Annotated in this window: 25 protein-coding genes, 2 tRNA genes and 2 pseudogenes; 13 read left to right on the top strand and 16 right to left on the bottom strand. The window is 54.9% G+C overall.

All coding sequences use genetic code 11. From position 1 onward, the window contains the following. Nucleotides 1-125: 125 nt before the first annotated feature. A complete protein-coding gene (locus AC0L6A_RS05145; RefSeq protein WP_473292633.1) occupies nt 126-878 on the bottom strand; it encodes a BglII/BstYI family type II restriction endonuclease in 753 nt (250 codons plus the stop codon). Between the two features lie 85 nt (nt 879-963). Here AC0L6A_RS05145 and AC0L6A_RS05140 point away from each other — a divergent pair, with 85 nt between their 5' ends. Then, a complete protein-coding gene (locus AC0L6A_RS05140; protein WP_473292631.1) occupies nt 964-1,581 on the top strand; it encodes a BglII/BstYI family type II restriction endonuclease in 618 nt (205 codons plus the stop codon). Here AC0L6A_RS05140 and AC0L6A_RS05135 read toward each other — a convergent pair. The 3 genes from AC0L6A_RS05135 to AC0L6A_RS05125 form a co-directional block, all read right to left on the bottom strand. Continuing rightward, entirely contained in the window at nt 1,578-3,197 is a 1,620-nt protein-coding gene (locus AC0L6A_RS05135; RefSeq protein ID WP_473292630.1) for a DNA cytosine methyltransferase, read from the bottom strand. The two genes, AC0L6A_RS05140 and AC0L6A_RS05135, sit on opposite strands and share 4 nt — an antisense overlap. A 168-nt stretch (nt 3,198-3,365) precedes the next feature. Further along, the gene (locus AC0L6A_RS05130) at nt 3,366-3,632 is read right to left on the bottom strand and encodes an Arm DNA-binding domain-containing protein (RefSeq protein WP_473292628.1); all 267 of its coding nucleotides are present in this window, start codon (nt 3,630-3,632) and stop codon (nt 3,366-3,368) included. Nucleotides 3,633-3,815: 183 nt separating this feature from the next. Further along, nucleotides 3,816-3,905 (bottom strand) — tRNA-Ser (locus AC0L6A_RS05125). A gap of 192 nt (nt 3,906-4,097) precedes the next feature. Between AC0L6A_RS05125 and AC0L6A_RS05120 the strand changes: the two genes are divergently transcribed. Continuing rightward, a complete protein-coding gene (locus AC0L6A_RS05120; protein ID WP_473292626.1) occupies nt 4,098-6,008 on the top strand; it encodes a cation:proton antiporter domain-containing protein in 1,911 nt (636 codons plus the stop codon). Nucleotides 6,009-6,051: 43 nt separating this feature from the next. On the opposite strand, the gene AC0L6A_RS05115 is transcribed toward AC0L6A_RS05120, so the two are convergent. Then, nucleotides 6,052-6,138: transfer RNA gene (locus AC0L6A_RS05115), tRNA-Leu, on the bottom strand. Between the two features lie 125 nt (nt 6,139-6,263). Here AC0L6A_RS05115 and lipB point away from each other — a divergent pair. From lipB to AC0L6A_RS05100, 3 genes and pseudogenes are all read left to right on the top strand, one after another. After that, entirely contained in the window at nt 6,264-6,947 is a 684-nt protein-coding gene (gene lipB / locus AC0L6A_RS05110; protein WP_473292625.1) for a lipoyl(octanoyl) transferase LipB, read from the top strand. 114 nt (nt 6,948-7,061) lie between these two features. Continuing rightward, nucleotides 7,062-7,535, top strand: coding sequence for a c-type cytochrome (locus AC0L6A_RS05105; RefSeq protein WP_473292623.1), 474 nt, complete (start codon nt 7,062-7,064; stop codon nt 7,533-7,535). Nucleotides 7,536-7,729: 194 nt separating this feature from the next. Next, a pseudogene (locus AC0L6A_RS05100) lies at nt 7,730-9,404 on the top strand (cytochrome c oxidase subunit I). 60 nt (nt 9,405-9,464) lie between these two features. Here the strand turns inward: AC0L6A_RS05100 and AC0L6A_RS05095 are convergent. Then, nucleotides 9,465-9,785: a hypothetical protein gene (locus AC0L6A_RS05095; RefSeq protein WP_473292621.1), complete on the bottom strand. Its 321-nt coding sequence runs from the start codon at nt 9,783-9,785 to the stop codon at nt 9,465-9,467. A 181-nt stretch (nt 9,786-9,966) separates the two neighbouring features. Here AC0L6A_RS05095 and AC0L6A_RS05090 point away from each other — a divergent pair, with 181 nt between their 5' ends. Beyond that, on the top strand, nt 9,967-10,479 hold the full coding sequence (locus AC0L6A_RS05090; RefSeq protein WP_473292619.1) for a DUF2244 domain-containing protein: 513 nt from the start codon (nt 9,967-9,969) through the stop codon (nt 10,477-10,479). On the opposite strand, the gene AC0L6A_RS05085 is transcribed toward AC0L6A_RS05090, so the two are convergent. Together AC0L6A_RS05085 and AC0L6A_RS05080 are read right to left on the bottom strand one after the other, a co-directional pair. Then, complete coding sequence (locus tag AC0L6A_RS05085) at nt 10,476-10,871, bottom strand: hypothetical protein (RefSeq protein WP_473292618.1); 396 nt, start codon at nt 10,869-10,871, stop codon at nt 10,476-10,478. The two genes, AC0L6A_RS05090 and AC0L6A_RS05085, sit on opposite strands and share 4 nt — an antisense overlap. A gap of 77 nt (nt 10,872-10,948) precedes the next feature. Next, a complete protein-coding gene (locus tag AC0L6A_RS05080; RefSeq protein ID WP_473292616.1) occupies nt 10,949-11,407 on the bottom strand; it encodes a GatB/YqeY domain-containing protein in 459 nt (152 codons plus the stop codon). 189 nt (nt 11,408-11,596) lie between these two features. On the opposite strand from AC0L6A_RS05080, the gene carA reads away from it, so the two are divergent. Further along, on the top strand, nt 11,597-12,769 hold the full coding sequence (gene carA / locus AC0L6A_RS05075; protein ID WP_473292614.1) for a glutamine-hydrolyzing carbamoyl-phosphate synthase small subunit: 1,173 nt from the start codon (nt 11,597-11,599) through the stop codon (nt 12,767-12,769). Between the two features lie 127 nt (nt 12,770-12,896). Continuing rightward, the gene (locus tag AC0L6A_RS05070; protein WP_473292612.1) at nt 12,897-14,903 is read left to right on the top strand and encodes a glycosyltransferase family 2 protein; all 2,007 of its coding nucleotides are present in this window, start codon (nt 12,897-12,899) and stop codon (nt 14,901-14,903) included. On the opposite strand, the gene AC0L6A_RS05065 is transcribed toward AC0L6A_RS05070, so the two are convergent. Further along, complete coding sequence (locus tag AC0L6A_RS05065; RefSeq protein ID WP_473292610.1) at nt 14,875-15,519, bottom strand: GntR family transcriptional regulator; 645 nt, start codon at nt 15,517-15,519, stop codon at nt 14,875-14,877. The genes AC0L6A_RS05070 and AC0L6A_RS05065 overlap by 29 nt on opposite strands. Before the next feature lie 150 nt (nt 15,520-15,669). On the opposite strand from AC0L6A_RS05065, the gene AC0L6A_RS05060 reads away from it, so the two are divergent. The 3 genes from AC0L6A_RS05060 to AC0L6A_RS05050 all read left to right on the top strand — a co-directional run bounded on the left by AC0L6A_RS05060 (nt 15,670) and on the right by AC0L6A_RS05050 (nt 17,854). Beyond that, a complete protein-coding gene (locus tag AC0L6A_RS05060; protein WP_473292609.1) occupies nt 15,670-16,341 on the top strand; it encodes a pyrimidine 5'-nucleotidase in 672 nt (223 codons plus the stop codon). A 15-nt stretch (nt 16,342-16,356) separates the two neighbouring features. Beyond that, nucleotides 16,357-17,556: an FAD-dependent monooxygenase gene (locus AC0L6A_RS05055; RefSeq protein WP_473292607.1), complete on the top strand. Its 1,200-nt coding sequence runs from the start codon at nt 16,357-16,359 to the stop codon at nt 17,554-17,556. A 97-nt stretch (nt 17,557-17,653) separates the two neighbouring features. Next, a complete protein-coding gene (locus AC0L6A_RS05050) occupies nt 17,654-17,854 on the top strand; it encodes a hypothetical protein (RefSeq protein ID WP_473292605.1) in 201 nt (66 codons plus the stop codon). 44 nt (nt 17,855-17,898) lie between these two features. On the opposite strand, the gene AC0L6A_RS05045 is transcribed toward AC0L6A_RS05050, so the two are convergent. From AC0L6A_RS05045 to AC0L6A_RS05035, 3 genes are read right to left on the bottom strand one after another with little or no spacing between them, the layout of a single operon-like run. Next, the gene (locus AC0L6A_RS05045) at nt 17,899-19,026 is read right to left on the bottom strand and encodes an aminotransferase class V-fold PLP-dependent enzyme (protein ID WP_473292603.1); all 1,128 of its coding nucleotides are present in this window, start codon (nt 19,024-19,026) and stop codon (nt 17,899-17,901) included. A 59-nt stretch (nt 19,027-19,085) separates the two neighbouring features. Further along, nucleotides 19,086-19,541, bottom strand: coding sequence for an Lrp/AsnC family transcriptional regulator (locus tag AC0L6A_RS05040; RefSeq protein ID WP_473292601.1), 456 nt, complete (start codon nt 19,539-19,541; stop codon nt 19,086-19,088). Beyond that, nucleotides 19,538-19,993: an Lrp/AsnC family transcriptional regulator gene (locus AC0L6A_RS05035; RefSeq protein WP_473292599.1), complete on the bottom strand. Its 456-nt coding sequence runs from the start codon at nt 19,991-19,993 to the stop codon at nt 19,538-19,540. The genes AC0L6A_RS05040 and AC0L6A_RS05035 overlap by 4 nt, the downstream gene beginning before the upstream one ends. Nucleotides 19,994-20,132: 139 nt before the next feature. Between AC0L6A_RS05035 and ilvC the strand changes: the two genes are divergently transcribed. Both ilvC and AC0L6A_RS05025 read left to right on the top strand, forming a co-directional pair. Continuing rightward, a complete protein-coding gene (gene ilvC, locus AC0L6A_RS05030; RefSeq protein WP_473292598.1) occupies nt 20,133-21,155 on the top strand; it encodes a ketol-acid reductoisomerase in 1,023 nt (340 codons plus the stop codon). Between the two features lie 89 nt (nt 21,156-21,244). Next, nucleotides 21,245-22,147, top strand: coding sequence for a DMT family transporter (locus AC0L6A_RS05025; protein WP_473292596.1), 903 nt, complete (start codon nt 21,245-21,247; stop codon nt 22,145-22,147). Here AC0L6A_RS05025 and glmM read toward each other — a convergent pair. The 4 genes and pseudogenes from glmM to AC0L6A_RS05005 all read right to left on the bottom strand — a co-directional run bounded on the left by glmM (nt 22,144) and on the right by AC0L6A_RS05005 (nt 26,160). Beyond that, entirely contained in the window at nt 22,144-23,490 is a 1,347-nt protein-coding gene (gene glmM / locus AC0L6A_RS05020; RefSeq protein WP_473292594.1) for a phosphoglucosamine mutase, read from the bottom strand. The genes AC0L6A_RS05025 and glmM overlap by 4 nt on opposite strands. Nucleotides 23,491-23,510: 20 nt before the next feature. After that, nucleotides 23,511-24,514 (bottom strand): annotated as a pseudogene (gene folP, locus AC0L6A_RS05015) (dihydropteroate synthase). Continuing rightward, nucleotides 24,511-25,410: a dihydroneopterin aldolase gene (locus AC0L6A_RS05010; protein ID WP_473292593.1), complete on the bottom strand. Its 900-nt coding sequence runs from the start codon at nt 25,408-25,410 to the stop codon at nt 24,511-24,513. The pseudogene folP and the gene AC0L6A_RS05010 overlap by 4 nt, the downstream one beginning before the upstream one ends. A 90-nt stretch (nt 25,411-25,500) precedes the next feature. Further along, nucleotides 25,501-26,160: a cell wall hydrolase gene (locus AC0L6A_RS05005; RefSeq protein ID WP_473292591.1), complete on the bottom strand. Its 660-nt coding sequence runs from the start codon at nt 26,158-26,160 to the stop codon at nt 25,501-25,503. Between the last annotated feature and the right edge of the window lie 23 nt (nt 26,161-26,183).

Raw genomic sequence — 26,183 nt, 5'->3', positions numbered from 1 at the left:
GCTCCCCGAATGAAATACTCTCGTAGAGCAAAACCTTAATTGAACTGTTCTGCAAGGCATCAATGAGATTTAGGTCGTAGTGAACACTATCAAAAAGTAACAAAACGCCACAGGTCCACAGCCAATCAAGTAAAATCGACGATTCTGTCTGGCAGCCCTATGAGCAAAAGTGGACATGGGTTTCCAACTCCCCTCTGCACACGATCTTCCAATTTCCGCCAATGTGTCGTCGCTTCACCAAATTTGTCGGCAACAAACTTGCGGCAAAATGCTTCGCGAAATGTAAGCGGATTCTTCACTCGATTTACCAAGCCGCTGATAGTTGCTTTTTGGCGTGAAGTCGGTTCATACCCAAAATCCGCTAGGCCATCGAGCGTAAGAATTTGGTTCTCGTCCAAGAACCTTCCGACCATGTCCCTCATGTTTTCATGAAGTGACGTGCCGCGAGTAATGATAACCCCTACTGAGATCGCACCATCAGCATGAAGTCGTTTGTAATTCTCCAAATCCCGGTCAAAGAACGGGTCTTTATTGTTCCATTCGATTTCTAAGGCCACCCGACCAGCCGGAAGCTCTCGAACATGGTCAACCTCATGGGACTGGCTCTCAAGGAGCTTTCCATTGATCTTACGCTCGACATGGAAGTGAAATTTTGGCCACTGCCTTTCAGCGAGTGCATTTCTCAGTCTCTGAGTGCCTTTGGCCTCACCACCACCCCCAGCGATCAGTTCCTTCACGGGAATCTTGAAGCCCTTGAGAACTTCGGTCAGCTCAGCTTCAACCTCTGGAAAATCAACCTCAAGGATTGCACGAGCATGAGATAGGACTTCGACTTGGTAGCCTTGCTTTTGCAGTTCAAGTAACATCGTTGCTTCCATCAGGTTTGGCCATGATAATCGCTGAATACCCGCTGGAGTCGAGTCGATTCCGTTGGACCAGCATTCAGGAAGCCATTGTTACCTCATGAAAATCCACAAAATTTACTCGCACTTGAACGGCGAAGAATACTTGATAGCAAGAAAGCCTGCTCTCTGGGCAGAAATTCAAAGTGTGATAGCAAAAGTTGATAGCGCTGCTTGCAAGACCAAACGGTCAAAAGAGAAGCGCAGATATGGCGACATGCTGTATTCTCCACCCGCCCTGAACGCTGAATTCAAAAAATGGTTTGGAAAGTGTGCACCACCTTGGGCAAGTGAGGAATTCAGCTATCATGTTTGTGAAGATGAACGCACGACACGGCGTATCCAAAACTTGCCCAAAACCGAGCAAAAGAGGCTCATTAAGGACGCTGGTTTCGAAGTGCTGTCGACAAAGAATGAGACTGATTTTGTTAAAGAGCGGGTAGCGGTTGAAGTCCAATTCGGCAAGTATTCGTTCGTCGCCCACGATCTGTACGTGAAGCATCTGGCCTTCTTTGCAGCAGACAAAATTGATGTCGGGGTGGAGATATTACCAATGAAGTGCTTATCCCGCGAAATGTCTTCCGGACCCACATTCTTCGAGAAAGACCTGAGCAACATCATAAGGCAAGGCAGGGGCATACCGGGTGTACCGCTAGTCGTCATTGGGGTCGGCCCTTAGGCTGCCCGCGCAAGCTGCTTAGCGAAGTTCTTCTGGCCAAACCAAACACCGACGATGGCTCCAGAAATTATCCGGTGAGCATACCGCTTGAGCTTTGCTTCATTCGCAAATTTACCGTTGCTCTCACGCTGCCCAACCAGTTCAAGCACAACGCGCTCCGCGTCCTCTTCGGGCAAGGCAGCGACGAGATCGTCATAAACATCGCTGGCAATTTCGCCTAGAAGATCAACCCAGCGATATGGGCTTTCTCCTTTGGTACGCCTCGTCCAAATCTCTTGAAGACGAACTCCATCAACTGAGGAAATCAACTTCTCCAAGCTCTTGCGACCTGCAGTTGCTTCAACTGCAATGCCCTCAAGTTCGCTACATTTCTGAAGACGAAGACCAAGGCTCTCGTCCAAATAGTGCGTCCGAATATCTTTTGAATTACCAGAATAAAAACGCATCGACCAAGTGGTATCACCTTCACCAACATCGTTCGCAAATTCAAACCGCATGCCACTCTTAAAGCGAAGGTGAGGAATAGCGGCACGAAATCGGCGCTTCTCGGGGTAGGTCTTGCCAGCAGTGTCCACCTTGGTGATGGGTGCATCCTTGGCGGGGAGAGAAAGGTCAACGCCTGCCTCTCTATGAGGAACGAAATCGTCGCTTGCCCGCCCAAGAGCGTATGACGCTAGTATATAACTAAACGTCGGTGGGATCGCGTTCCCGATCATTTTTGCCTTCTCAGCAAACGACTTACCGAAAAACTGATATGTGATGGGGAAGCCTTGCAAGGTCGCCCGTTCTCGAACCGTCAAGCGCCGATAGCCTGTTTCACTAGCAACGACGATACTCTCTCTCGATACTCGTGTACACGTCGCTGTAACTGTACGCGCTGGCACATCAAGGCGGTCAGGAAAAGACATATTATTATAAACTGGGTGGAAAATTTTGGACTCGCGATTGAGGCGGAGCTCTTCTTCGTTCAACAGCTCTTCCTGCTCAAGTTCAGTCACTTGAGACTGAGAAAGTTCGACACCCCAGACAGGGTCAATTACCTGCTCTTTGCCTGCAAGTGCCTTGGTCACGTCTCCCAACGTCAAATTCGCACATTGCGGCTTGAATTTGTTTATCTGTGCCAATGGAATGTTGGTCGCTACGCATCTCTTGCGAGCCTGAGGGCAACCGAACTCTGAAAAATCGAAAACACCAATGTTTGGTTTTAGTTTTCGATACTTATAAAGTGATGAGTCAGGGTCCGAAAAGCATGCTTCCAAGTATTTTGCCACCCTAGGCACGTTCTCCATTGCCCAAAAGCGTGGCTTCAACCGATCAACAATTGCAAAGAATCGCTCAAGATCAACTTGCCCATCTGCTAAGTCTCCACTTCCGCCGCGATTTGAGTAAGAAAACTGAGTGCATGGAGGGCTACCCACCACGAGATCAATGTTGTCGGGCAAGTCGTCTAAATCCATCGTGCGGATGTTGACCGATGCTAACTCTGTACCATGGTTGCCATTGTGCGTGTCTATGGCAGGCTGCCACCATTCATACGAATTAACCACATCAACACCAGCGAGCTTAAGCCCAAGGCTCCAGCCTCCAATACCCGCATATAGATCAATTGCTCTCATAGACGCCTCATCTTTCAGGAACCAAACTATAGCATTCTGAGAAAGACTGAAGACTTAACGTAACTGGATGAGACGAGCCGCTTGCCTTGGTTCAGCCGCCTTAAGGCGCTTGTCACTCTTGGCCGTCGTCATGCCTGTGATCGGTGTCCGCGATACGACCCGGACATCTCATAGCTCCACGTTGCGCTCAACATCCTGCCAATGCTTGTTTTCAGGTAATGCCTTCGCTCGTTGAGCAACGTCGCGGATTGTGATGGGCGCATAGCCCCAAACATCAACCCCGCCAAGTCCGAAATCCGTCCGCAATGGCTTGCCTTCGCGGTTGCGTTGACCCTTCACTGTTACACGGACAATCCATCGCCTTGCGCCAGATGGGTCGACGACAAGGTACAGACCGCACCCGTCGCCATGACGACCAGCACCGAGGGTTCTCACCAAATTCTTCGTCAGCTTTCCGCTAAGTGCCGCCATGAAAATACCACGATTTCTACCACGCAATGAATAGAAACGAGTCTAATCGAAGAGAAATGACAAGCAACAATGAATGCAGATAGATCAACAAAAACAGCCCCATAAGGGGTTGAATGACTACCAACAAAATTGAATGAAAATGGTGGGTGGCGGAGACGAAGGGATTCGAACCCTCGAGACGGTTTCCCGCCTACTCCCTTAGCAGGGGAGCGCCTTCGACCACTCGGCCACGTCTCCGCCGACCCGTTTAGCCATCTCGTGAAAGAGGGGCAAGGGTCAAAAGTGAATTTTGATGCGCTTTTCGGTTCAATGCCCAATCAACATCAAAGCGGCGCGCTCTTGACCCGCCCCGCAGACAAGGCTTTGCTAAAACGGCCGGTCTGATGCGAACAGAGCTGGCGCGACTTAATACAAATCGAGGGCCGCCACATGACCGCCGAATTCATGCTGATTACATTTACTTTGTTCCTTGCAGGTGTGATCGCTGTTCCCATCGCATCACGATTCGGGCTTGGCTCGGTCCTTGGTTATTTGGTTGCAGGCATCGCGATCAGCCCCATTCTGCATTGGGCCGGAGCAGATGTGATCGCTCTTCAGCATTTTGCCGAATTTGGTGTGGTCATGATGTTGTTTATTGTCGGCCTTGAGATGAACCCGAAATCTCTTTGGGAAATGCGCAGTCGGATTTTCGTTCTGGGTGGGCTGCAGGTGGGCCTAACGACCTTGGCGGTGATGATCATCGCTATGGCATTTGGCCAACCTTGGAGTGTTGGGCTGGCCATTGGGTTGGTGCTGGCCTTGTCATCAACAGCAATTGTTAACCAGACGTTGCGCGAAAAGGGTCTGCTTAGATCGGATGGCGGACAGGCCAGTTTCTCGGTCCTGCTGATGCAAGATATCGCGGTCATCCCGATGCTAGCGCTGATCCCATTGCTGGCCCTTCCCGAGCTGAGCGAAGCCCTTTCGCATGGCGCAAGTCACGGGGCCGATGCCGCAGGACATGGCGGCGAGGCGACTGGCGACCATGGTGGAGCATTGAACCTAAGCCTGGTCGAAGGGCTGTCAGGTTGGCAGACCGCACTTGTAACCCTAGCGGCGATAGCGGGTGTGATCTTTATCGGCACATACCTGACGACACCAATCTTCCGTTTCGTCGCAAAGGCCCGGTTGCGCGAATTGTTTGTCACCACCGCCTTGATGATGGTTCTTGGCATCGCGCTGTTGATGACTTTGGTCGGCCTTTCCCCTGCGCTCGGCACATTCCTTGCGGGAGTGGTCATGGCGGGCAGCGAATACCGCCACGAATTGGAAAGCGATATCGACCCCTTCAAGGGCATCTTTCTGGGCGTATTTTTCATCACGGTCGGGGCAAGCATTAACTTTGGCCTTTTAGGCAGCAACATCGCCATGGTGCTGGGCCTGACCTTTGGCTTGATTGCCCTAAAGGCTGCGGTGTTGTTGGTCCTTGGGCGGGCCTTCAAACTAAAGGGGGGCGACAAATGGCTGTTCGCCCTTGGCCTTGCGCAAGCGGGCGAATTTGGCTTTGTGCTGCTGTCCTTCACTGTCGCAAATGCGGTTATCCCACAGGGTATCGCAGACCTCCTCTTGCTCGTCGTCGCATTGTCGATGCTGCTGACCCCTGCCCTGTTCATCTTGTATGATCGTGTGATTGCGCCGCGTTATATCGGGCAGGATGACCGCGAAGCAGACGACATCGAAGGCGAGGCTTCCATTATCATCGCTGGCCACGGTCGCTTTGGTGGCATCGTGAACCGGGCTTTACGCGGTGCTGGTTATGATACGACAGTGCTGGACTATTCGTCCGAGCAGCTTGAAATGCTGCGCCGCTTCCGGATCAGCGTGCATTTCGGAGACGCCACCCGGCCGGATCTTCTACATGCGGCCGGCATAAACGAAGCTAAAGTTCTAGTCATCGCCATTGACGACAAGGAAGCCATCACCGAGTTGGTCCGCTACATGGTGGAACACCATCCGAACGTGCATCTGGTGGCACGTGCCATTGACCGCAATCACGTCTACGACCTTTGGTCTGTTGGGTGCCGCGACATCATTCGCGAGACCTATGACAGTTCGATCAGGGCCAGCCGCTCAACCTTTGAAGCGCTGGGACATACGCGTCCTCAGGCGGAAGAGCTGTTGGCAGAGTTTGAAGCTGCCGATCGCGAAGTCATGTTGGATCTGGCCGGACTTTACGACATCAACATTCCTCCGTTCGAAAACGAAGCCTATATGGCGCGGGTCGACGAGATGATGGAGGAATGGCAAGATCAGCTTCGTGGGCGCATGCAGGATGTGAAATCGGCCAAACCTGCCGAGTGATACGACGGGCCACATATAAAGCAAAAAAATTTGATGGGGGTGATGGTGCGGTCGGTGGGACTCGAACCCACACGAGTGTTACCTCACAGCGACCTCAACGCTGCGCGTCTACCAATTCCGCCACGACCGCATGTCAGGCTAGGTGACGCGGTTCATAGCGAAGGGGTCGTGTGATGTGAAGCGCAAAATTCGACACGCGAAAAGAATTTCCCTGCGCGTTTTGACATGTGCCTCGTCAGGTGCCAAATGACTGGTATGAACAACACTTTGGAAATGCCCCCCGTCACATGGGAAGTCGCTCGTGATCTGGTGGACTACGAGACCGCCGTCGCCAGAATGGAAGCGCATGCCGATGCCATGGCACGCGGTGAAGCCGGTGAATTGATCTGGCTCTTGGAACATCCGCCACTTTACACAGCAGGGACCTCGGCCAATCCACGTGATCTGGTCGCACCGGATCGCTTTCCTGTCTTTGAAAGCAAGCGTGGTGGGCAGTACACCTATCACGGCCCCGGCCAGCGCGTGGCTTATGTCATGCTCGACGTGGGTAAACGCGGGCGAGACGTACGGGCGTTTGTCGCAGCGCTTGAGGAATGGGTGATCCGCACCTTGGCTGAGTTTAACGTGACAGGCGAGCGGCGGGATGGGCGCGTTGGCGTTTGGGTGGTTCGCGATGACAAGCCGCTGACCGCTCTAGGCCAGCCACCGGAAGACAAAATCGCCGCCATCGGTGTGCGTTTGCGCAAATGGATCAGCTTTCACGGAATATCTATCAACGTCGAGCCTGATCTCGAGCATTTTTCGGGGATCGTGCCTTGCGGAATAACAGACCATGGCGTGACAAGCCTTGTAGATCTGGGATTGCCCGTCACGATGGATGACTTGGACGTCGCATTGCGACGCGTCTTTGATGAAGTTTTCGGCCCGGATCAGCGTTAATCCGCAGCAATTCAGACCTGCGACACCCCGGCACCTTTCCTTTATGGAAAAATTATCGCAGGTTTGCCCGCAAACCGCGTCATCAGGCGCATGTGATCAAGCAAGAGGACTATCATGAAAACGATTCTCTCATCCGCAGCCATGATCATCGCACTCTCCGGCACCGCGTTTGCCGAAGGCGATGCCGTGAAAGGCGAAAAAGATTTTAAGAAATGCAAATCCTGCCACGCTCTCGCCACCCCTGAAGGCGAAGTGATCTTCAAAGGCGGCAAAACCGGCCCGAACCTTTACGGAATCGTTGGCCGCGCTGCAGGCAGCGTTGAAGGTTTCAAATACGGCAACTCGATTGTGGACGCAGGCACCGCCGGTCTGGTTTGGGACGCTGACAATCTTGCAGCCTACATCAAAGACCCCAAGGGTTTCCTGAAAGAGGCCACTGGCGACAGCAAGGCAAAGTCGAAAATGACCTTCAAATGGGGCAAGCCCGAAAACATCATCGCTTTCCTCGCGACATTCTCGGAAGAGATGCCTGCTGAGGAAGCGGCAGAAGGCGAAGCGGCGGAAGCCGAATCGACGACCACCGAATAAAATTCGGCTGTCCGGTCGCGTTATTGCGCTAACGGTGCGTCCTGAACCAGAAATCTCGGTTCAGGACGCATTTTTTTTGGCAAATGCGACGATTGCGGCGTTGCCCCTGACCCACCGGGCATATTACACACGTTAAAAAGCCGGGCAGGGATTTTCCCAGCCCTGTCCTCGTTTAACCCCAAAGGGAGGGATACATGGCGGACGCAGCCATCCACGACCACGACCACCACGACGATCGTGGTTTCTTCACCCGGTGGTTCATGTCGACCAACCACAAGGACATCGGTATCCTGTACCTGTTTCTTGCTGGTCTGACGGGTTTCATCTCGGTCGCATTCACCGTTTTCATGCGCATGGAGCTTATGGAACCTGGTGTTCAATACATGTGCCTTGAAGGCGCTCGTTTCATCGCCGATGCAACGGCTGAATGTACACCAAACGGCCACCTGTGGAACGTGATGATCACGTATCACGGCGTCCTGATGATGTTCTTCGTTGTCATTCCGGCGCTGTTCGGCGGGTTCGGCAACTACTTCATGCCGTTGCATATCGGTGCACCGGACATGGCCTTCCCACGCATGAACAACCTGTCTTTCTGGCTGTACGCCACGGGTGTTGCACTTGGCGTTGCCTCGTTGTTGGCTCCGGGTGGTAACGACCAGCTTGGATCTGGTGTCGGTTGGGTTCTGTACCCGCCGCTGTCCACGACCGAGGGCGGATATTCGATGGATTCTGGCGATCTTCGCGGTCCACGTATCGGGTGCGTCGTCAATCTTGGGTGCGATCAACATCATTACCACCTTCCTGAACATGCGTGCCCCTGGCATGACCCTGTTCAAGGTGCCGCTGTTTGCTTGGTCGATCTTCGTGACCGCATGGCTGATCCTTCTGTCGCTGCCAGTTCTGGCAGGCGCCATCACCATGCTGCTAATCGACCGTAACTTCGGCGGGACATTCTTTGACCCAGCTGGCGGCGGTGACCCGATCTTGTATCAGCACATCCTGTGGTTCTTCGGACACCCGGAAGTTTACATCGTGATCCTGCCAGGCTTCGGTCTGATCAGCCACGTTATTGGTACCTTCGCGCGCAAACCAATCTTCGGCTACCTGCCGATGGTTTGGGCGATCATCGCCATCGGCGCCATTGGCTTTGTTGTGTGGGCTCACCACATGTACACCGTTGGTATGTCGCTGCAGCAGCAAAGCTACTTCATGCTGGCAACCATGGTTATCGCAGTGCCGACAGGCGTTAAGATTTTCTCGTGGATCGCGACGCTTTGGGGTGGTTCGATCGAGTTCAAGACACCGATGCTGTTCGCGTTCGGCTTCCTGTTCCTGTTCACCATCGGCGGCGTAACCGGCGTGGTTCTGTCTCAGGCTGGCGTCGATCGTCTGTATCACGACACCTACTATGTGGTTGCTCACTTCCACTACGTTATGTCGATTGGTGCGGTGATGTGTATCTTTGCAGGTATCTACTACTGGATCGGCAAGATGTCCGGACGTCAGTACCCTGAATGGGCTGGTAAGATCCACTTCTGGACCTTCTTCATCGGCGTGAACCTGACCTTCTTCCCGCAGCACTTCCTGGGCCGCCAAGGCATGCCCCGTCGTTACATCGACTACCCGGAAGCGTTTGCTTACTGGAACAAGATCAGCTCGTATGGTGCGTTCATCTCGTTCGCTTCGTTCGTGTTCTTCATCGGCATCGTGTTCTACACACTGACACGCGGCAAACGCGTGACCGAGAACAACTATTGGAACGAATACGCGGATACGCTGGAGTGGACACTGCCCACACCGCCGCCAGAGCATACCTTTGAAATCCTGCCAAAGCAGGAAGAGTGGGATAAAGGCCACTCGCACTAAGGTAAGATCAAACTAGAAAAGGCCCGGAAATTCCGGGCCTTTTTCTTTGGCAGTTACGCCTTAGGGCAATTCAAGCCTGAAGCGTTCGTCAGACCAGTCATCCACACTTGTGCGCGCGCGGATCCAGACCGTCGATGTTCCATCTGGCACTGCTACGCCCGACAGGCTTCTGGTAAAGGGCTGTTCGTTCGCATGCGGATGCGCCAACACGCGGGTGCCCAGTACGTCACCGGCTTCTGTTTCAACGCGCCATCCATCGGCATAGTCATCCCAACCGGTCTCAGGGTGGCTTAGGGTGACATTAAATGACCAACTCGTACCGCTGGCACGCGCCTCCGCGCCCTCGATCACAGCGTCATGCGCCAAGGCGGGCCCAGCCATAAGTAAGCTGCTTAGTAAGAATAAACGCATCATGACCTCCTGCTTTTCAATGCAGAGTGCGTTCCGTATCCCCGAATTGCCAATCACTTCCCAGAGAGCAGCGAAACCCGGCCAACTGAACTTGCCAAGTCCCCCCATCATTTGCGATGTGTTGTCCGGTTCAAAAGACAAGGACACCCAAATGCCCTACGAGTGGGTTCAGGCCGACCAAACAGATGCCCAGCGCAACAGACCCAAGGCCGAGCTGCACCTTTGGCCCTATCGGTCGCTCCCGCGCCGTGGGTTCGTTTGGATCATGGGGATGGGGTTCGGGATGATGGCGCTTCCCCTATTGGCGTTTCTCGGCACCACTGCCCTGTGGGGACTACTTCCCTTCGGGCTCGCCGCCCTGGGTGCTTTGTGGTTCTTCATCGACAAAAGCTACAAGGACGGCGAAATCCTTGAAGAACTGCGCATCTGGTCAGATCACATGACTCTGACCCGCCACGGCCCGCGCGGTGATGTTCAGGAATGGGAAGGCAATCCCTATTGGGTGACCGTCCAACTTCATAAAACCGGCGGTCCCGTACCCGATTACGTGACGCTGAAAGGCAATGATCGCGAAGTCGAGTTGGGTGCGTTCTTGTCAGAAGACGAACGACCAATGATGCATGCCGAGCTTGCGCGGCGACTAGTCGAACTCAAGTCACGTTAGAGGCCCAGGCGCGCCTCGCGCGGAGTGCGATAGAAGATACAATCGTACCGCGCTTCCATCGTATGTTCGACGTTGTCCCAGAAACCTTCCATATCTTTAATCAACTTGGCGCGCGCCTCGACGTTTCTTTGATCGATCACGTCTTTGATCCGGGGCAAGAACAATGGATAATACTTTTTGCGTTGTTGGTTCGCATAGGCATGTGCTTTCTCACCTCGCGCCCAGACTTCTTTGTCGCTACTGCCGGGCTTGCAAAGATAGTGGAACACTTTGTTCGGCTCGTTCGCTTTGAACGTCACGCGTTTGTAACCGTCATAAGGTGGAACTTTGTAAGTCGGAGTTACACAGGCGCTTAAGGCAAGCACTGTGACGACAGAAAATACTGGTTTCAATTTGATCTCCAACAGAAAAAGGCAGTTCGAATGAACTGCCTCAACTTTGCGTAGAGCTCTTGGGAAGGCAAGAGGTTTTACCCAAGTTTGGCCTTCACCAATGGGCCAACTTTCCCGAAATCCATCTGACCAGTGAATTTGGCCTTCAAAGCGCCCATGACCTTGCCCATGTCGCGGATGCTGTCTGCGCCAACTTCGGCGATGGCAGACACCACGGCCGCATCGGTTTCCTCATCCGAAAGCTGGCGGGGCAGGAAATCTTCGATCACCTTAATCTCTGACAGTTCTTTCTCGGCAAGCTCAAGACGTCCGCCTTCTTCATAGGCGCGTGCACTTTCCTGGCGCTGTTTGACCATCTTCCCAAGAATGGCCAGCACATCAGAATCCGAGATCTGAGTGTCTTCACCTTTGCCTCGCAGGGCAATGTCCTGATCTTTGATCGCGGCATTGATCAGCCGCAGCGTAGTCAAACGCTCGGCATCTTTGTTTTTCATCGCCGTTTTCAGGGCATCATTCACGCGGCTGCGCATATCCATGGATCCATCCATCTGCTGTGACGTTCACAAAGACGGCTACTTATCGAAAAGCATCCCGTCAATCAACACAACTGTCTTGCGCTAACATATCAAAATGAACTTTCCGTGCTTTTTGTGCATGAAGCGCCTCTTGACCCCACCGGACCCCGCAACTAGGTTCGCGCCAATTTGTCGATCGGGAGTCGTTCAATGTCCGCTGCCACCGCCCCTTCTCAGGAAACTGCCAAACCCACTGCCTGTCTTGTTCTTGCCGACGGCACGATCTTTTACGGTCACGGGTTCGGAGCCACCGGTATCACCACCGCCGAGCTGTGCTTTAACACCGCCATGACTGGCTATCAGGAGATCATGACAGATTCCTCGTATGCCGGGCAAGTCGTCACCTTCACCTTCCCCCATGTGGGCAATGTGGGTGTGAACCCCGAAGATGATGAAACGGGTAACCCCGTCGCCGCTGGCATGGTCGTAAAGTGGGACCCCACTGAGCCATCGAACTGGCGTTCGACCGAACGTCTGGTAGATTGGCTTGCCAAAACCGGACGCATTGGCATTGGGGGCGTTGATACACGTCGCTTGACCCGCGCCATTCGCCAGCAGGGCGCACCACATGTGGCGATCGCCCATGACCCAGACGGAAACTTCGACATTGAGACGCTGATCGCCGAAGCGCGTAGCTTCTCGGGTCTTGAGGGGCTGGATCTGGCGAAAGAGGTCACCTGTGCGCAAAGCTACAAGTGGAACGAAATGCGTTGGGCTTGGCCTGATGGATATCCCAAGCAGGAAAGCCCGCGTCACAATGTGGTCGCGTTGGACTTCGGTGCCAAACGCAACATTCTGCGTTGCTTGGCCTCGGCTGGTTGCGATGTGACCGTGCTGCCTGCGACCGCCACCGCGGAAGAGGTTCTGGCCCACAATCCTGATGGCGTATTTCTGTCAAACGGACCGGGTGACCCCGCTGCCACCGGCGAATATGCCGTTCCGATGATCAAAACGATCCTCGACACCACGGATCTTCCTGTCTTCGGTATTTGCCTTGGACACCAGATGCTGGCACTGGCGCTTGGCGCACGCACGATCAAAATGAATCACGGCCACCACGGCGCCAACCACCCGGTCAAAGACAACGACACCGGCAAGGTCGAGATCACCTCGATGAACCACGGGTTCGCGGTTGATACGGCAAGCCTGCCAAAGGGTGTGATCGAAACCCATGTATCGCTGTTTGATGGCTCGAACTGCGGTATCCGCATGGAAACGCGCCCGGTCTTCTCGGTCCAGTACCACCCCGAGGCCAGCCCGGGTCCGATGGACAGCTACTATCTGTTCGAGCGTTTCTCGGACGCGATGGACGCACGCAGCTGATATCCAAATATCTGCCGCTAACCCTGTGGCAGAGTTGCACTTTTCAGACGTGATGGCGGGTTGGTTAACCCGCCATTAACCATTTAACCATCATGCTCGTCTGGTCTGACAGTCCAACGAGCATAAAATGCCATCCCAAGATCTTCGTATCGTCCAAACCAAAGATGCGCTTTCGGTTCAGACAGGAACCGACAAAGTCATCGCCTTCGGAACCACCGCCACCCGCGCGGCATCCCCCGGTTTTGCCCATCCCCAAGACACTGGCCGCAAGCCCTTGGGGCAAGTGTTGGTCGAGATGGGCGCGCTGTCGCCCGAACATTTGGCAATGGCCGTCGCCCTTATGGCACGCGAAGATGCACGGTTCGGGGATATCCTGTCGGCCAATGGCTGGGTGCGCAAAGCCGATCTTTATGCGGGACTGGCACACCAATACGAATGTGACATCGCTGATCTTACATCGCACAAGCCCGATGTACGTCTGATCGATCAGGTTGGGGCTGAATTCTGCATCCGCAATGGTATCGTCCCGTGGAAACGGGCTGGCGCGGCAACAATTGTGATCTGTTCGCGCCCTGATCAGTTCAAGAAACTTTCCAAACAATTTCCGCCATCATGGGGGAAATGTTATCTGGCGATCGCACCAGAAGAAGACATACAGAAAACGCTTGTAGACCTGCGCCACCGCAGCCTAGCCCAGCGCGCTGAAAGCCGGGTCGCAGCCTCTGAAAGTTGCCGCACCTGGAGACAAACCGCCGTCTTGCGCTTCAGTCTTGCCTTGGTTCTGGCAATCACAGCGGTTTTTGTGGTTTCAAGCTACGCTGGCTTTGCCGTTCTGGTCGGTTGGGCCGTTCTGACCCTGATCCTAAACTCATCCCTAAAGGCAATTGCCGCCTGGCAATTTTTCCGCGGCCGACACAGTACCCCCGCCGAATTCATCTCGGCTCGATCCCCGCAAGGGTTCCTGAAGCTTCCAACGGTCTCAATCCTTGTGCCCCTGTACAAAGAACGCGAGATCGCAGGACGATTGGTCAAGCGGCTCGAACGCCTGTCTTATCCTCGCGAGTTGTTGGATATCTGCCTTGTCGTCGAAGAAGACGACACGCTAACGCAAAACACTCTGGCACGATCAGATCTTCCGCGCTGGATGCGGCAGATTGTGGTCCCACGCGGCGTCGTTAAAACCAAGCCGCGCGCAATGAACTTCGCACTGGATTTCTGTCGTGGGTCTATCATCGGGGTTTACGACGCCGAAGACGCCCCCGACCCAGATCAGATTCACAAAATTGTGCGGCGCTTTTCAGAGCGGGGTCCAGAAGTCGCGTGTTTGCAGGGAAAGCTGGATTTCTACAATGCCCGAACCAATTGGCTCAGTCGTTGTTTCACTGTCGAATATGCAACATGGTGGGGATTGGTCTTGCCGGGTGTCGAACGCATGGGGTTCGCCATTCCATTGGGCGGCACCACATTGTTTTTCCGTCGCACTGCGCTTGAAGAACTGGGCGGCTGGGACGCGCATAACGTGACCGAGGATGCGGATTTGGGCATCCGCCTAGCGCGTCGTGGGTACAGGACCGAATTGATCGACACCGTGACTGAAGAAGAAGCAAATTGTCGCGTCTGGCCATGGATTAAGCAGCGGTCGCGCTGGATCAAAGGCTACGCCATGACCTATGGCGTACATATGCGAAACCCGCGACAGCTTCGTAAAGAACTGGGCTGGTGGAAATTTGCAGGGTTCCAAATCCTGTTTCTGGGCGCGCTTTCGCAATTCCTGCTTGCACCGATCCTTTGGACCTTTTGGGCGTTCCCGCTGGGGCTGCCGCATCCATTGCGCGGGGTCGCACCGAACAACCTATTGGTGGTCCTTGGTACGGTCTTCATGGCGGCCGAGCTTTTGACCATCACGGTCGGGGTGCAGGCGGTCAGCAATCCCAAACACCGCTGGTTGCGCTTTTGGGTTCCGACGCTGCACTTTTACTATCCACTGGCATCGCTGGCCGCGATGAAGGGATTTCTCGAGATTATGACAAAGCCGTTTTACTGGGACAAAACCCAGCACGGCAAATTCGATCAGGACCCCGCGACACCGCCCGAGGCATCGGAGATCAATCCGTTAGAGCCGAATCCAGTTTGATACGTGTTTCAAACGCCAGCGAAATGTGGCTTCGCAATGCGTTACGCGCTGCATCCTGATCGCGTGCTTCAATCGCAGTGACGATGGCGTCATGTTCTGCAATCGCATCCTCGCTACGCCCTTCAGCAGCTAATGAGGTCGTGGCCAACAGCGCCATTGAACGATGCACAAGATCCAATTGTTGCACCAGATAGCGATTGTGCGACGCCAGATGCAGCTGCTTATGGAACCGACGATTTGCGCGTGCCAAGGCGGACGGATTGTCCAAAAGTTGTCGGTCTTCTTCCACCATTTCACGCAGAACCCGGATTTCCTCTGGCGCTGCATGTTGGGCCGCCAAGGATGCAGCCAACCCTTCCAGTTCAGACCGCACAACATAAAGCTCGGCCAGTTGATTGTGATCCAGCGAGGCCACAATCAGGCTACGACCGTCACGCGTCAGAAGGGATTGGGTTTCCAGCCTTTGAAGCGCTTCACGGATCGGGGTGCGAGAGACTCCAAACCGCTCGGCCAGTTCGTTCTCGACCAAACGATCGCCGGGCTTGTAGGTCCCTGTATCAATTGCATCAAGGATCATTTCATACGCGTCGCGCTGCCCTTGTTTTCCTTCAGCCACAATTCAGTCCTTCCCGGCCCATGTCGATCCGCACAGATAAACACGACACCATGAACATGGCAAACACCAACCGCGTGTCGCGTCGTCGCAGTGCCTGATTTCCGCATTTCAGACCTTTCGCCCGCTTCCCGGTCAGGGTAGCGTCCGAACATGGTTGCAGATCTGTTTTCACATGTCAGTCACTGGGTCTTTGACCTGGACAACACGCTCTACCCGCCTCGGGTTCGGCTGTTTGACCAGATCGAAGTGCGCATGACAAATTGGGTCATGCAGGAACTTGGTGTGGACCGGAGTGAGGCGGACCGCCTGCGACAAGAATACTGGCGCGATCATGGCACTACACTTGCAGGGTTGATGCGCGTACATGGCGTGGATCCTGCCCCGTATCTTCATGATGTGCATGACATCTCGTTTGATGCGCTTGAACCTGACCCTGCACTTGCAAGCCAGATATCGAACCTACCAGGGCGAAAAATCGTCTACACCAATGGCACCGCCCCTTACGCAGAGCAGGTTCTGTCCGCGCGTGGCCTGTCTGGGTTGTTCGATGCGGTCTATGGGGTGGAGCACGCCGATTTTCATCCCAAGCCCGACCGCGCCGCGTTCGAGGTGGTATTTGCCCGCGATGGCGTAAAACCCGATGCTGCGGCCATGTTCGAAGACGACCCGCGCAATCTGGCCGTCCCGCATGCGCTTGGCATGAAAACCGTGCATGTCGCACCCGAACCTGAACCGGCAGAGCACATCCATCATCACACTGACGACCTGACCGCGTTTCTTAACCGGTTGGGCAATTCTGAAAACCCGGATCATACACACTGATCCCAAGGGGGAACCATGACCGAACATCGTGCTGACATCTTTATCTCTGGTGGTGGGATTGCGGGTCAGGTCACTGCCGCAGCGTTTGCCGCCGCAGGATTCAGCGTGCTCATGGCGGATCCATTTGTCCCTGTCACCACTGCGGATGACGAGAAATCTGACCTAAGATCAACGGCTTTTCTGCTGCCTGCCCGCCAGTTGTTTGACCGCATTGGCCTGTGGCCACATTTGCAAACCCATGCCAATCCGCTGGACCAGCTTGAAGTCATAGATACGACCGCATGGCCGCCTGAAATCCGCGATCGGCGGATATTCAGATCCGATGATATGGGCGACGAGCCCTTTGGCTGGAACCTGATGAATTGGGTCGTTCGGCGCGAGATTTGGACCTATCTTCAAGAACAACCCTTGATCACACCCCTTTATGGGACCGGCTTTCGATCCATCGTGCAACGAACCGATGAAATCATCGTGACGCTGACCAATGGCGACCGTGTACGCGCCCGCATGGGGATCGCGGCAGACGGCAAGTTTTCCCCTCTTCGCGAGGCCGCCGGGATCACCGTTTCGACCACGCGATACGGACAGAAATCACTGGCATTCACTGTCACGCACGAGTTGCCACACGACAACATTTCATCCGAGATCTATAATCAGGGCGGCCCCTTCACCATCGTACCACTGCCCGACATGGACGGAAAACATGCCTCGGCCATCGTTTGGATGAACAAAGGGCCACGGGCAGTCGAGCTTATGGATATGGACGTTGACGCATTTGAAGATGTGATGTTCCACCGCTCTACGGGCTTGCTGGGCCGTATGCAGCTTCAAGGCCACCGATCCATTTGGCCAATCATCACTCAGACAGCAGATCAATTGACGTCAGGGCGCGTCGCGGTCGTTGCCGAAGCCGCCCATGCACTGCCCCCGATTGGGGCACAGGGATTGAACACGTCGCTGAATGACGTCATCGCCCTTCTGGAACTGGCAGAAGCCGACCCAGACGGCTTGGGCGATCCACGCATGATGAAGGCCTATGACGCCGCGCGGGCAACCGATATTGCACGGCGTGCGCGTGCGATTGATTTGTTCAATCGAGTCACGCGCTCGGGCGATGGTGTGATGCAAACTGTGCGCTTGCTGGGGTTAAAGGCGGTGCATGACGTCGCCCCGATGCGCAAACGCGTGATGCGCGCGGGGCTTGGCCCAAGTTAGGACACCTGCGGCACGCCGCCACATGACACGATTGTCGCATTCTTTTTCCCGAACAGATGCAAGATATGCTTTTCTGAACGTGAACAGGAGAAACATCATGGCAACCGAACTGTCCCCCGAAGACAAAGCAAAAGAAGCACGCGCTGAAAAGATCGCCTTCATGATCATGGGCGGCATCGTCGCCGCATTGGCGCTTGGCTTTCTTGTCAAAGGCATCACCGGCGTTGGCCTTGTGGCCTTGGCGGCTGTGCCGGTGATCTATTTGCTGTTGATTTTGATGGCTGGCGGCAAGGGTTAAGGCTGGATTGGATAAAGGCGCGGGATCGGTCCCGCGCGCTTTTCCTAAAGAACCTTGGTCAAAACCGCTTCCAGACGCGCCACGCTGGCGTCCACATCATAAAGTTTGTCGAGCCCAAAAAGGCCAAGGCGGAAGGATGAATACTCCTCGCCTTCGTCACACATCAGCGGCACACCAGCAGCAATCTGAACCCCTTCGGCAGCAAAGGCTTTGCCAGCCTTGATGTCGGGATCAGCTGTGTAAGACACCACGACTCCCGGTGCTTCAAACCCCTCCGCCGCCACTGATTTAACCCCGTTTTCGACCAGCAGTGCCCGGACGCGACTGCCCTGCTCCCACTGCGCATCACGCAGCTTGTCGAACCCATAGGTTTTGGTTTCCAGCATCGTATCGCGGAAAGCGCGCAGGGCGTCGGTAGGCATAGTTGCATGATAAGCATGCCCGCCGCTTTCATAGGCCTCCATGATCGAAAGCCATTTGCCCAAATCCACCGCGAACGAGGTCGAGGTGGCGGTTTTCGCCATGTCCCGCGCCGTATCGTTCATCATGACCAGACCGGCAGAAGGTTGGGCAGACCACCCCTTTTGCGGGGCCGAGATCAAGACATCCACACCGGTCGCTTTCATATCGACCCACGCACAGCCAGACGCGATGCAATCCAGTACAAAAATGCCACCCACCGAATGGATGGCGTCAGCCACTGCCTTTAGATAGTCATCCGGCAAGATCATCCCGCTTGCCGTTTCCACATGCGGTGCGAACACGACGTCAGGTCGGTCACGGTGGATAAGCGTTACAACCTCGTCAATCGGTGCTGGGGCAAATGGCGCATCTGGCGCATTCCCAACACGCCGCGCTTTCTGAACCGATTCAGCTGCCGGGATCGATCCCATCTCGAAGATCTGGCTCCAGCGGAAGGAAAAGAACCCGTTGCGGATCACCAAAACATCTTTGTCAGTCGCAAACTGACGAGCCACAGCCTCCATTGCATAGGTGCCCCCACCGGGAACCACGGCGACGGCGTCCGCGTTATAGACCTCTTTCAACGTGGCCGAGATGTCGTTCATCACGCCCTGAAAGGCTGTCGACATGTGGTTCAGGGATCGGTCGGTGAATACGACCGAGAACTCAAGCATGCCATCGGGATCGATATCGGGCAAAAGTGCGGACATGGGGGTCTCCTTCGCTGTGCCAAGATAACGTGGCCCAATTTCCCAGCGCAGGGAAGAGGTCAAATAGGTCCGGGGCGTTGTTCTTCTGATAAAAGCACATTGGCTTCGACGTCACCCACGCCGGGCATGGTCATGATCCGACGGCGCAAAACGCGTTCGAAATCCGCGATGTCGCGGGCCACCACGCGCAGGCGGTAATCATAAAGCCCCAACACATGCTCGACTGTCTGCACTTCGGGAATGGCAGACACAGCGCGTTCAAAGTCTTCAAGGCTCACCCCCCCTTTGGTGGCGAGCTTTACGCCAAGAAAGACGGTCACACCAAAGCCCAGCGCTTCGCGATCCAGATCCAGCCGCCGTCCCGCGATCAAGCCTTGATCCGTCAAGCGTTTGATGCGGCGCCACGTGGCCGGTTGGCTTAATCCAACCTCACGTCCTAATGCGCCTGCTGACCACGTGGCGTCCTTGGACAACAGTCGCAGCAGGGCGAAATCTGTATCATCCAAGTCGATCATAGCGGCAGGCTTTCATCAGATTTAATCCGGGCCACATGCATCAAAGCTTCAATGTCTGCGATATGCGGCAGAGATAGGATTTGGTCGCGATAGATCGCCTGATAATGGGCCATATCGCGCGCGATGACCGAAAGGCGCACGTCAACACGCCCGACAAAGGTTTGGATTTCGATCACCTCAGGAATTTCGCGAGCTGCCTCGATAAAGTCGTCAAAGGCGCGGGGCTGGGTCTTATCGAGCGTCACCCGCAAGCTTACCTCAACCTCGTATCCCATTGCGCGCCAGTTGATCACTGCACGGGGACCGCGCAGAATATTTTGATCGCGCAACCGATCAACGCGTCGCGTCAGCCGGGCAACGGACAGCCCCACACGATCTGCCAAATCCGCGCCCGCCATTGTCTGATCGGCCTGCATCTGTCTGAGTATGCGTCTATCAAGATCGTCAAGCATGATTTATTCACTATCACATCATCTGACGAATAGTAATCACCATCTTTTCGTGCCATCCCGTCCATTTCCCACTCGAAACCACACATAACCTGCCTATGATGCGACCTCAGAGAACAACCAATGCAAGGGAGCGCCCGATATGCGCGTTTACTACGATCGCGATTGCGACATTAACCTGATCAAAGACAAAAAAGTGGCCATCTTGGGCTATGGCTCGCAAGGTCACGCCCACGCGCTGAACCTGCGTGACTCGGGTGCCAAGAACCTTGTCGTCGCTCTGCGCGAAGGTTCGGCTTCGGCCAAGAAAGCCGCCGCTGAAGGTCTGGAAGTCATGGGCATCGCCGAAGCTGCGGCTTGGTGCGACGTGATCATGTTCACCATGCCCGACGAACTGCAGGCTGAAACCTATAAGAAATACGTCCACGACAACATCAAGCCGGGCGCAGCAATTGCATTCGCCCACGGCCTAAACGTTCACTTTGGTCTGATCGAGCCCAAAGAAGGCGTCGACGTAATCATGATGGCCCCCAAAGGCCCCGGCCACACGGTTCGTGGCGAATACGTCAAAGGCGGCGGCGTGCCCTGCCTTGTAGCTGTAAACACCGACGCAACCGGCAAAGCGCTGGAAATCGGTCTGAGCTACTGCTCGGCCATCGGTGGCGGTCGCTCCGGCGTCATCGAAACCAACTTCCGTGAAGAATGCGAAACCGACCTGTTCGGTGAACAAGCCGTTCTGTGTGGTGGTATCGTTGAACTGATCCGTTGCGGTTTTGAAACCCTCGTTGAAGCTGGCTACGCACCAGAAATGGCTTACTTCGAGTGTCTGCACGAGACCAAGCTGATCGTGGATCTGATCTATGAAGGCGGCATCGCGAACATGGATTACTCGATCTCGAACACTGCAGAATACGGCCAGTACGTCACCGGCCCGCGCATCCTGCCGTACGAAGCCACCAAGAAAGCCATGAAGGAATCTCTGAACGACATCCAGTCGGGCAAATTCGTTCGCGACTTCATGCTGGAAAACGCCGTTGGTCAGCCGACCATCAAAGCGTCGCGTCGTGCCAATGACGAGCATGAGATCGAGGTTGTCGGCAAGAAATTGCGCGACATGATGCCTTGGATTTCGGCTGGTAAAATGGTCGACAAAGAAAAGAACTAAGACCCAAAACGCGGCGGGTTGATTTTCGCCGCGCAGACAGGTCAAGTGGGGCGTCCGATTGCGGGCGCCCCTTTTCGTTGAGAACACAAATGACTGATAATCCCACATCCCGTGACTGGGCCGGCGTCGTGACACTTGGCCTTATCTGGGGCGGTACATTCATGGTCGTCGCGATCGCCTTGGAAGGCTACGGACCCGTTACCGTTGCCACGGCACGCACGACGCTGGGCGCGCTGGCGTTATGGGTGCTGATGCGCGCTACTGGGAAGAGTATGCCGGGATTCAGTGCAGCCCTATGGTGGTCCATTGCGATCATCGGGATACTCTCTACTGCGCTGCCCTTCGTCTTATTAAGCTGGGGACAACAATACGTACCCTCGGCCTTTGCGGGGCTGTCTATGGCGGCCATCCCATTGATGGTTCTTCCACTGGCTCACCTCTTCTCGGACGAGCCACTAAACGCGCGTAAATTCATCGGGGTGACGCTTGGGTTCTGTGGCGCTTTGGTTTTGATCGGACCGGGTTTGGCTCAATTGGGACAAGGCAACGAGCCGCTGGCGCAATTGGCCTGCATTGGCGCGGCATTCTGCTATTCCGTGGCATCGATCCTGACCCGACGCTGCCCTCCTATTGACCCAGTGGTCTTGGCCACACTCACACTTGTGGTAGGCTCTGCCATCTTACTGCCAATCATGCTTGTCACCGAAGGGTGGCCCGCTTGGGAAGGAACAAGGTCCGGCCTGGCCATCGTCGCGCTGGGGCTGTTGCCCACAGCTCTGGCAACACTGCTGCGGGTGGCAATTATCCGTAGCGCCGGTTCGGTCTTCATGACGCTGGTGAATTACCAAGTGCCTGCATGGTCGATGGTTTTTGGCGCGTGGATCTTGTCCGAGACTTTGCCGCTGCGGTTCTTCGCAGCCCTTGCGCTGATCCTGACGGGCTTGGCCATCAGCCAGTGGTTCAGTTTGCGCAAGATGCTGCTTGGCACTTAAGCAGTTGCCGCCTCGACTTCCGCAACGATTCCGTCCACGACATTCACAAGAAGCGTGTCGTCTTCGCATTCTGCCATCACACGGATAAGGGGCTCGGTGCCGGATTTACGGATCAGCAATCGACCTTTGCCATTCAGTTTAACTTCGGCATCCGAAATTGCAGCCTTAACCCGATCTGTTTCCAGCGGCGTTTGTCCCAGTGTATAACGCACATTTTTCAAAAGCTGTGGCACAGTCTCGAAGACTTGGCACAATTCAGACGCAGGCTTACCCGTCTCCATCATGCATGCCAAAAACTGAAGCCCCGCAAGCAGGCCGTCACCCGTGGTGGCATAGTCGCTCATCACGATATGGCCGGACTGTTCACCGCCCAGATTATATCCGCCAGCGCGCATTGCTTCGACGACGTGGCGGTCACCGACCTTTGTGCGCAACAGTTCCAGACCTTGCCCAGCCATGTGCCGCTCAAGACCAAGGTTTGACATAACAGTTGCAACCAGTTTGCCGCCCTTCAGACGGTCTTCAGATGCCCAATGCGAGGCGAACAGCGCCATGATTTGATCGCCATCTGCCACCTGCCCTTTTTCGTCGATAATCATGATGCGATCAGCATCACCATCCAGACAGATGCCAAGATCGGCACCAGTCTCAACCACGGTGCGCGCGGCCAAAGCAGTATCGGTCGACCCACAGCCCTTGTTGATATTCGTCCCATCAGGCGAAACGCCCACCGGGATGATATCGGCCCCAAGTTCCCACAACGCATCAGGTGCAGCGCGGTAGGCTGCGCCATTGGCACAATCAATGACAACTTTAATACCGCTTAGGCGCTTGTTCTTCGGGAAGGTGGTCTTCAGATATTCTGTGTACCGTTGACGGGCCTCTTCGATCCGTTTGGCGCGGCCGATGTTCTGAGGTTGCACCGGATCAACACCTTCATGAACCAATCGTTCAATCTCGGCTTCGTCTTCATCTGACAGCTTGAATCCATCCGGGCCAAAAAACTTGATGCCATTGTCGTGGAACGGGTTGTGCGACGCGGAAATCATGATCCCAAGGTCGGCCCGCATTGAAAGTGTCATGCGACCAACCGCTGGTGTTGGCACCGGCCCCAAAAGCAATACGTTCATGCCTGTCGAAGTCAGGCCTGCGGTCAGCGCGTTCTCCAACATGTAACCGGACAAGCGCGTGTCCTTACCAATCACCACGCGGTGCACGTTAGAATGATCACGACGGAAGTGGCGTCCTGCGGCAGCACCAAGCTTCAAAGCCATCTCGGCGGTCATGGGCCACGAATTTGCAAGCCCGCGAACCCCATCGGTTCCGAATAGTTTTTCGACCATGCTGCCTACCTCTTACTTTTTTATTTCTTCTCGGTCATGGCAGCGTGAAGGCGCAGTGCCTGCCGAGTTTCAAATGTATCATGGACCCGCAAAATCTGCATGCCCTGTGCAATTCCGTGCATCGCTACGGCGACAGATCCCGCCACCCGATCGCGGGCCACGTCAGCCTGCCCAATCGTACCAATGAACCGCTTCCGCGACACACCAAGCAATACTGGAAGCCCAAGATCATGTAACAGTGCCAGATTACGTAGCAAAGTCACATTGTGTTCCAAAGTCTTACCAAACCCAATGCCGGGATCGGTTATGATCCGCTCGCGGCGAATACCTTTTGCTTCAGCAAAGCTGATACGTTCCTCTAGATAATCCATGACATCAAACAGAACGTCGTCATATCGGGGGTTGTCCTGCATGGTGCCCGGCCTGCCTTGCGAATGCATCAAGCAAACAGGCACGTCGCGCTCAGCCACAAGATCCGCCAGTTCAGGATCGAAGGAAAACGCGGATACATCATTCACAATGTCCGCGCCAGCATCCAAGGCCGCTTCAGCCACACGGGCTTTGCGGGTGTCGATTGAAATCGGCGTGGTCACGCCAGCGGCCCGGATCGCTTCGATCACCGGGGCTGTTCGGCGAATTTCTTCTTCTATGTCCACTTCGTCTGCGCCGGGTCGTGTGCTTTCCCCCCCACATCCAAGATGTCTGTATCTCCAGCCATTTCACGCGCGCGTGTCACGGCAGCTTCGAGCGTATCGAGCTCTCCTCCATCCGAAAAACTGTCGGGGGTGACATTCAGAATGCCCATCAATCGGGGCTGGTCCAACGTCATCCCGCAAAGCGTGGGACGCGGGTCGCTCAGGCGCGCAACAGTTGACTGATCAACTTCGGCAAGGGGAACAGTATGCGTTTCACCACCACGCTGACGCTGCAGAACCTGATCAAACCAAAGGTTGTCGCTTCCACAAAGGGCGGGACCAGAATGTGGACGACCCGTCCGGGCAATAGGCTGCGCGCGCTGTGTCATGCCAACTCCTCTAGCTTAACAATGGTCGAGGCGATTTCGGCTTCATCTGGTGCGTCACAACCCACCCACAGGATCTGGCTGGCCTCTACCTCTTTTGCGAACCACAAAACCAGATCGACTGGGTCAGTTGTCTTGGGTGCATCGGTTGCATCCAACACCATCTTCGATGGGGCCCAAACGCTCAACTGGTTGTTTTTAAGCCCCCAGTCCAGTTCTGTTCTTGTGCCAACTGGCACCGCACGTTCATGCGCCTGCGCAAGCCGCCAAGCTGCCTGATCGACCTTCAACAGGGCAATATTGCGAGCTGCCCAGCCAGTATTTGACGATAGGTTACCGGCGTCCACACACAAAATGGTTGGCACCCCGTCATGTTCCAAACTGTCAAGAAAAGCGCTCAACTCAGGGGCAATCACGGCCTGCGAAGATAGAAAAACAACAGTCGCGGGAGGAGCTTGCGCTGCCTCAACGCTTGAAAAAGCGCCGGAGCGATCACGAACAATCTCGACCCCCAGCTTACCCGGCCCACGATCCAGCTTTTCGATGCGAACAAACACACGCTGCGGCTGGGGAGATTGCAAAAGTCGCCGCGCAATCCGCTCGGCTAATGTTTCCAAAAGGTTCAGCCGCTCAGCCTCAAGCTCGGCCATGATGGCTTCGGTAATCGTGTCGTAGGATAGAATGTCATCAACGTCGTCGGACGCGGCCCCACCATGATCCGCGACTTCGACCACAACACTGAAGCTAAGCCTTTGCGTGACGCCACGCTCGGCCTGAAACGCACCGATTTCGACATCCACTACATGGTCGCGTACAGATATACGGTCGGCGGGTTCACCGGTCCCCATCGCATTGGCGCGATCTTCAAGTTTCGAAAATGCCAAGCTGACATCGCTCATCACATGTCCCCTTCAAACTTCGCAGGACCATGCCCCGAACCCATCCCTGAACGCCAGTCCAAAGCGACAAGCGGGCGTGTTCTTGCGTCTTTAGCCGGGCATCCGATAGAAGCGATGCACTCCTATCGACGCCGTTCTTTGAAACCGGCTTGCCCAGCGAGGCGTGACTGCAGTGGTGTGGTAGTGTGTTGCCCCATGGGTCAAGTCACGAGGGGCCCCATCGATCATCGCCCTTGCGATACGTCCCAACCGATCGTGAATGGCTGCTTCATTGACGACTTCTTCACGTCCATCACAGGTGTAGGTGAATTGACAGGCATATTTTTTGCCGGTTCCTTGATGAATTACTCCGCAGATCGAGTTTGGGAACCGTGAGTGAGCGACGCGGTTCAGGATCACTTCTGCAACGGCGAATTGACCCTGCACTGTTTCGCCGCGGGCTTCGAAATATAGCGCTTCGGTCAAGCAGTTCCATTCGGCGTCTTGCTTAGGGGAAGGTTGCGCCGAAAGCCAAGCAACCGTCCGTGCAAATCCTTTGGGCGCTGCTTTAGAGACTTCGGACGCTTTTGGCAGAACAGAGATGGCCGAAAGCTTCTCGCCTCCCATTGCGCCAAGTCCGCTATGTTCTTGCAAAAGCGCGGCTCCGAAGGGGTTAACTGACGTATCAGTTTCTGACGCCAAAACAGGTGAAAAAGCACCCATGAAAGCGACAACAACTGCGACGAACTGAAATTTACACTTGATACGCATCGAACAAACTTCCCTAGAACTGC

It is taken from the genome of Aliiroseovarius sp. D2-2 (genome assembly GCF_055809455.1).
Note: the sequence above shows the minus strand (reverse complement) of the source record. Positions and strands in the feature narration are given on the sequence as shown.

What these genes read in the sequence shown, in the direction of transcription:
- AC0L6A_RS05090 (WP_473292619.1), top strand. Translation starts at nt 9,967, where the DNA reads ATGCCCTACGAGTGGGTTCAGGCCGACCAAACAGATGCCCAGCGCAAC.
- glmM (WP_473292594.1), bottom strand. Translation starts at nt 23,490, where the DNA reads ATGGTCGAAAAACTATTCGGAACCGATGGGGTTCGCGGGCTTGCAAAT.
- AC0L6A_RS05105 (WP_473292623.1), top strand. Translation starts at nt 7,062, where the DNA reads ATGAAAACGATTCTCTCATCCGCAGCCATGATCATCGCACTCTCCGGC.
- AC0L6A_RS05080 (WP_473292616.1), bottom strand. Translation starts at nt 11,407, where the DNA reads ATGGATATGCGCAGCCGCGTGAATGATGCCCTGAAAACGGCGATGAAA.
- AC0L6A_RS05060 (WP_473292609.1), top strand. Translation starts at nt 15,670, where the DNA reads ATGGTTGCAGATCTGTTTTCACATGTCAGTCACTGGGTCTTTGACCTG.
- AC0L6A_RS05010 (WP_473292593.1), bottom strand. Translation starts at nt 25,410, where the DNA reads ATGAGCGATGTCAGCTTGGCATTTTCGAAACTTGAAGATCGCGCCAAT.
- AC0L6A_RS05055 (WP_473292607.1), top strand. Translation starts at nt 16,357, where the DNA reads ATGACCGAACATCGTGCTGACATCTTTATCTCTGGTGGTGGGATTGCG.
- lipB (WP_473292625.1), top strand. Translation starts at nt 6,264, where the DNA reads ATGAACAACACTTTGGAAATGCCCCCCGTCACATGGGAAGTCGCTCGT.
- ilvC (WP_473292598.1), top strand. Translation starts at nt 20,133, where the DNA reads ATGCGCGTTTACTACGATCGCGATTGCGACATTAACCTGATCAAAGAC.
- carA (WP_473292614.1), top strand. Translation starts at nt 11,597, where the DNA reads ATGTCCGCTGCCACCGCCCCTTCTCAGGAAACTGCCAAACCCACTGCC.
- AC0L6A_RS05035 (WP_473292599.1), bottom strand. Translation starts at nt 19,993, where the DNA reads ATGCTTGACGATCTTGATAGACGCATACTCAGACAGATGCAGGCCGAT.
- AC0L6A_RS05070 (WP_473292612.1), top strand. Translation starts at nt 12,897, where the DNA reads ATGCCATCCCAAGATCTTCGTATCGTCCAAACCAAAGATGCGCTTTCG.
- AC0L6A_RS05140 (WP_473292631.1), top strand. Translation starts at nt 964, where the DNA reads ATGAAAATCCACAAAATTTACTCGCACTTGAACGGCGAAGAATACTTG.
- AC0L6A_RS05145 (WP_473292633.1), bottom strand. Translation starts at nt 878, where the DNA reads ATGGAAGCAACGATGTTACTTGAACTGCAAAAGCAAGGCTACCAAGTC.
- AC0L6A_RS05050 (WP_473292605.1), top strand. Translation starts at nt 17,654, where the DNA reads ATGGCAACCGAACTGTCCCCCGAAGACAAAGCAAAAGAAGCACGCGCT.
- AC0L6A_RS05025 (WP_473292596.1), top strand. Translation starts at nt 21,245, where the DNA reads ATGACTGATAATCCCACATCCCGTGACTGGGCCGGCGTCGTGACACTT.
- AC0L6A_RS05135 (WP_473292630.1), bottom strand. Translation starts at nt 3,197, where the DNA reads ATGAGAGCAATTGATCTATATGCGGGTATTGGAGGCTGGAGCCTTGGG.
- AC0L6A_RS05120 (WP_473292626.1), top strand. Translation starts at nt 4,098, where the DNA reads ATGACCGCCGAATTCATGCTGATTACATTTACTTTGTTCCTTGCAGGT.
- AC0L6A_RS05005 (WP_473292591.1), bottom strand. Translation starts at nt 26,160, where the DNA reads ATGCGTATCAAGTGTAAATTTCAGTTCGTCGCAGTTGTTGTCGCTTTC.
- AC0L6A_RS05095 (WP_473292621.1), bottom strand. Translation starts at nt 9,785, where the DNA reads ATGGCTGGGCCCGCCTTGGCGCATGACGCTGTGATCGAGGGCGCGGAG.
- AC0L6A_RS05040 (WP_473292601.1), bottom strand. Translation starts at nt 19,541, where the DNA reads ATGATCGACTTGGATGATACAGATTTCGCCCTGCTGCGACTGTTGTCC.
- AC0L6A_RS05045 (WP_473292603.1), bottom strand. Translation starts at nt 19,026, where the DNA reads ATGTCCGCACTTTTGCCCGATATCGATCCCGATGGCATGCTTGAGTTC.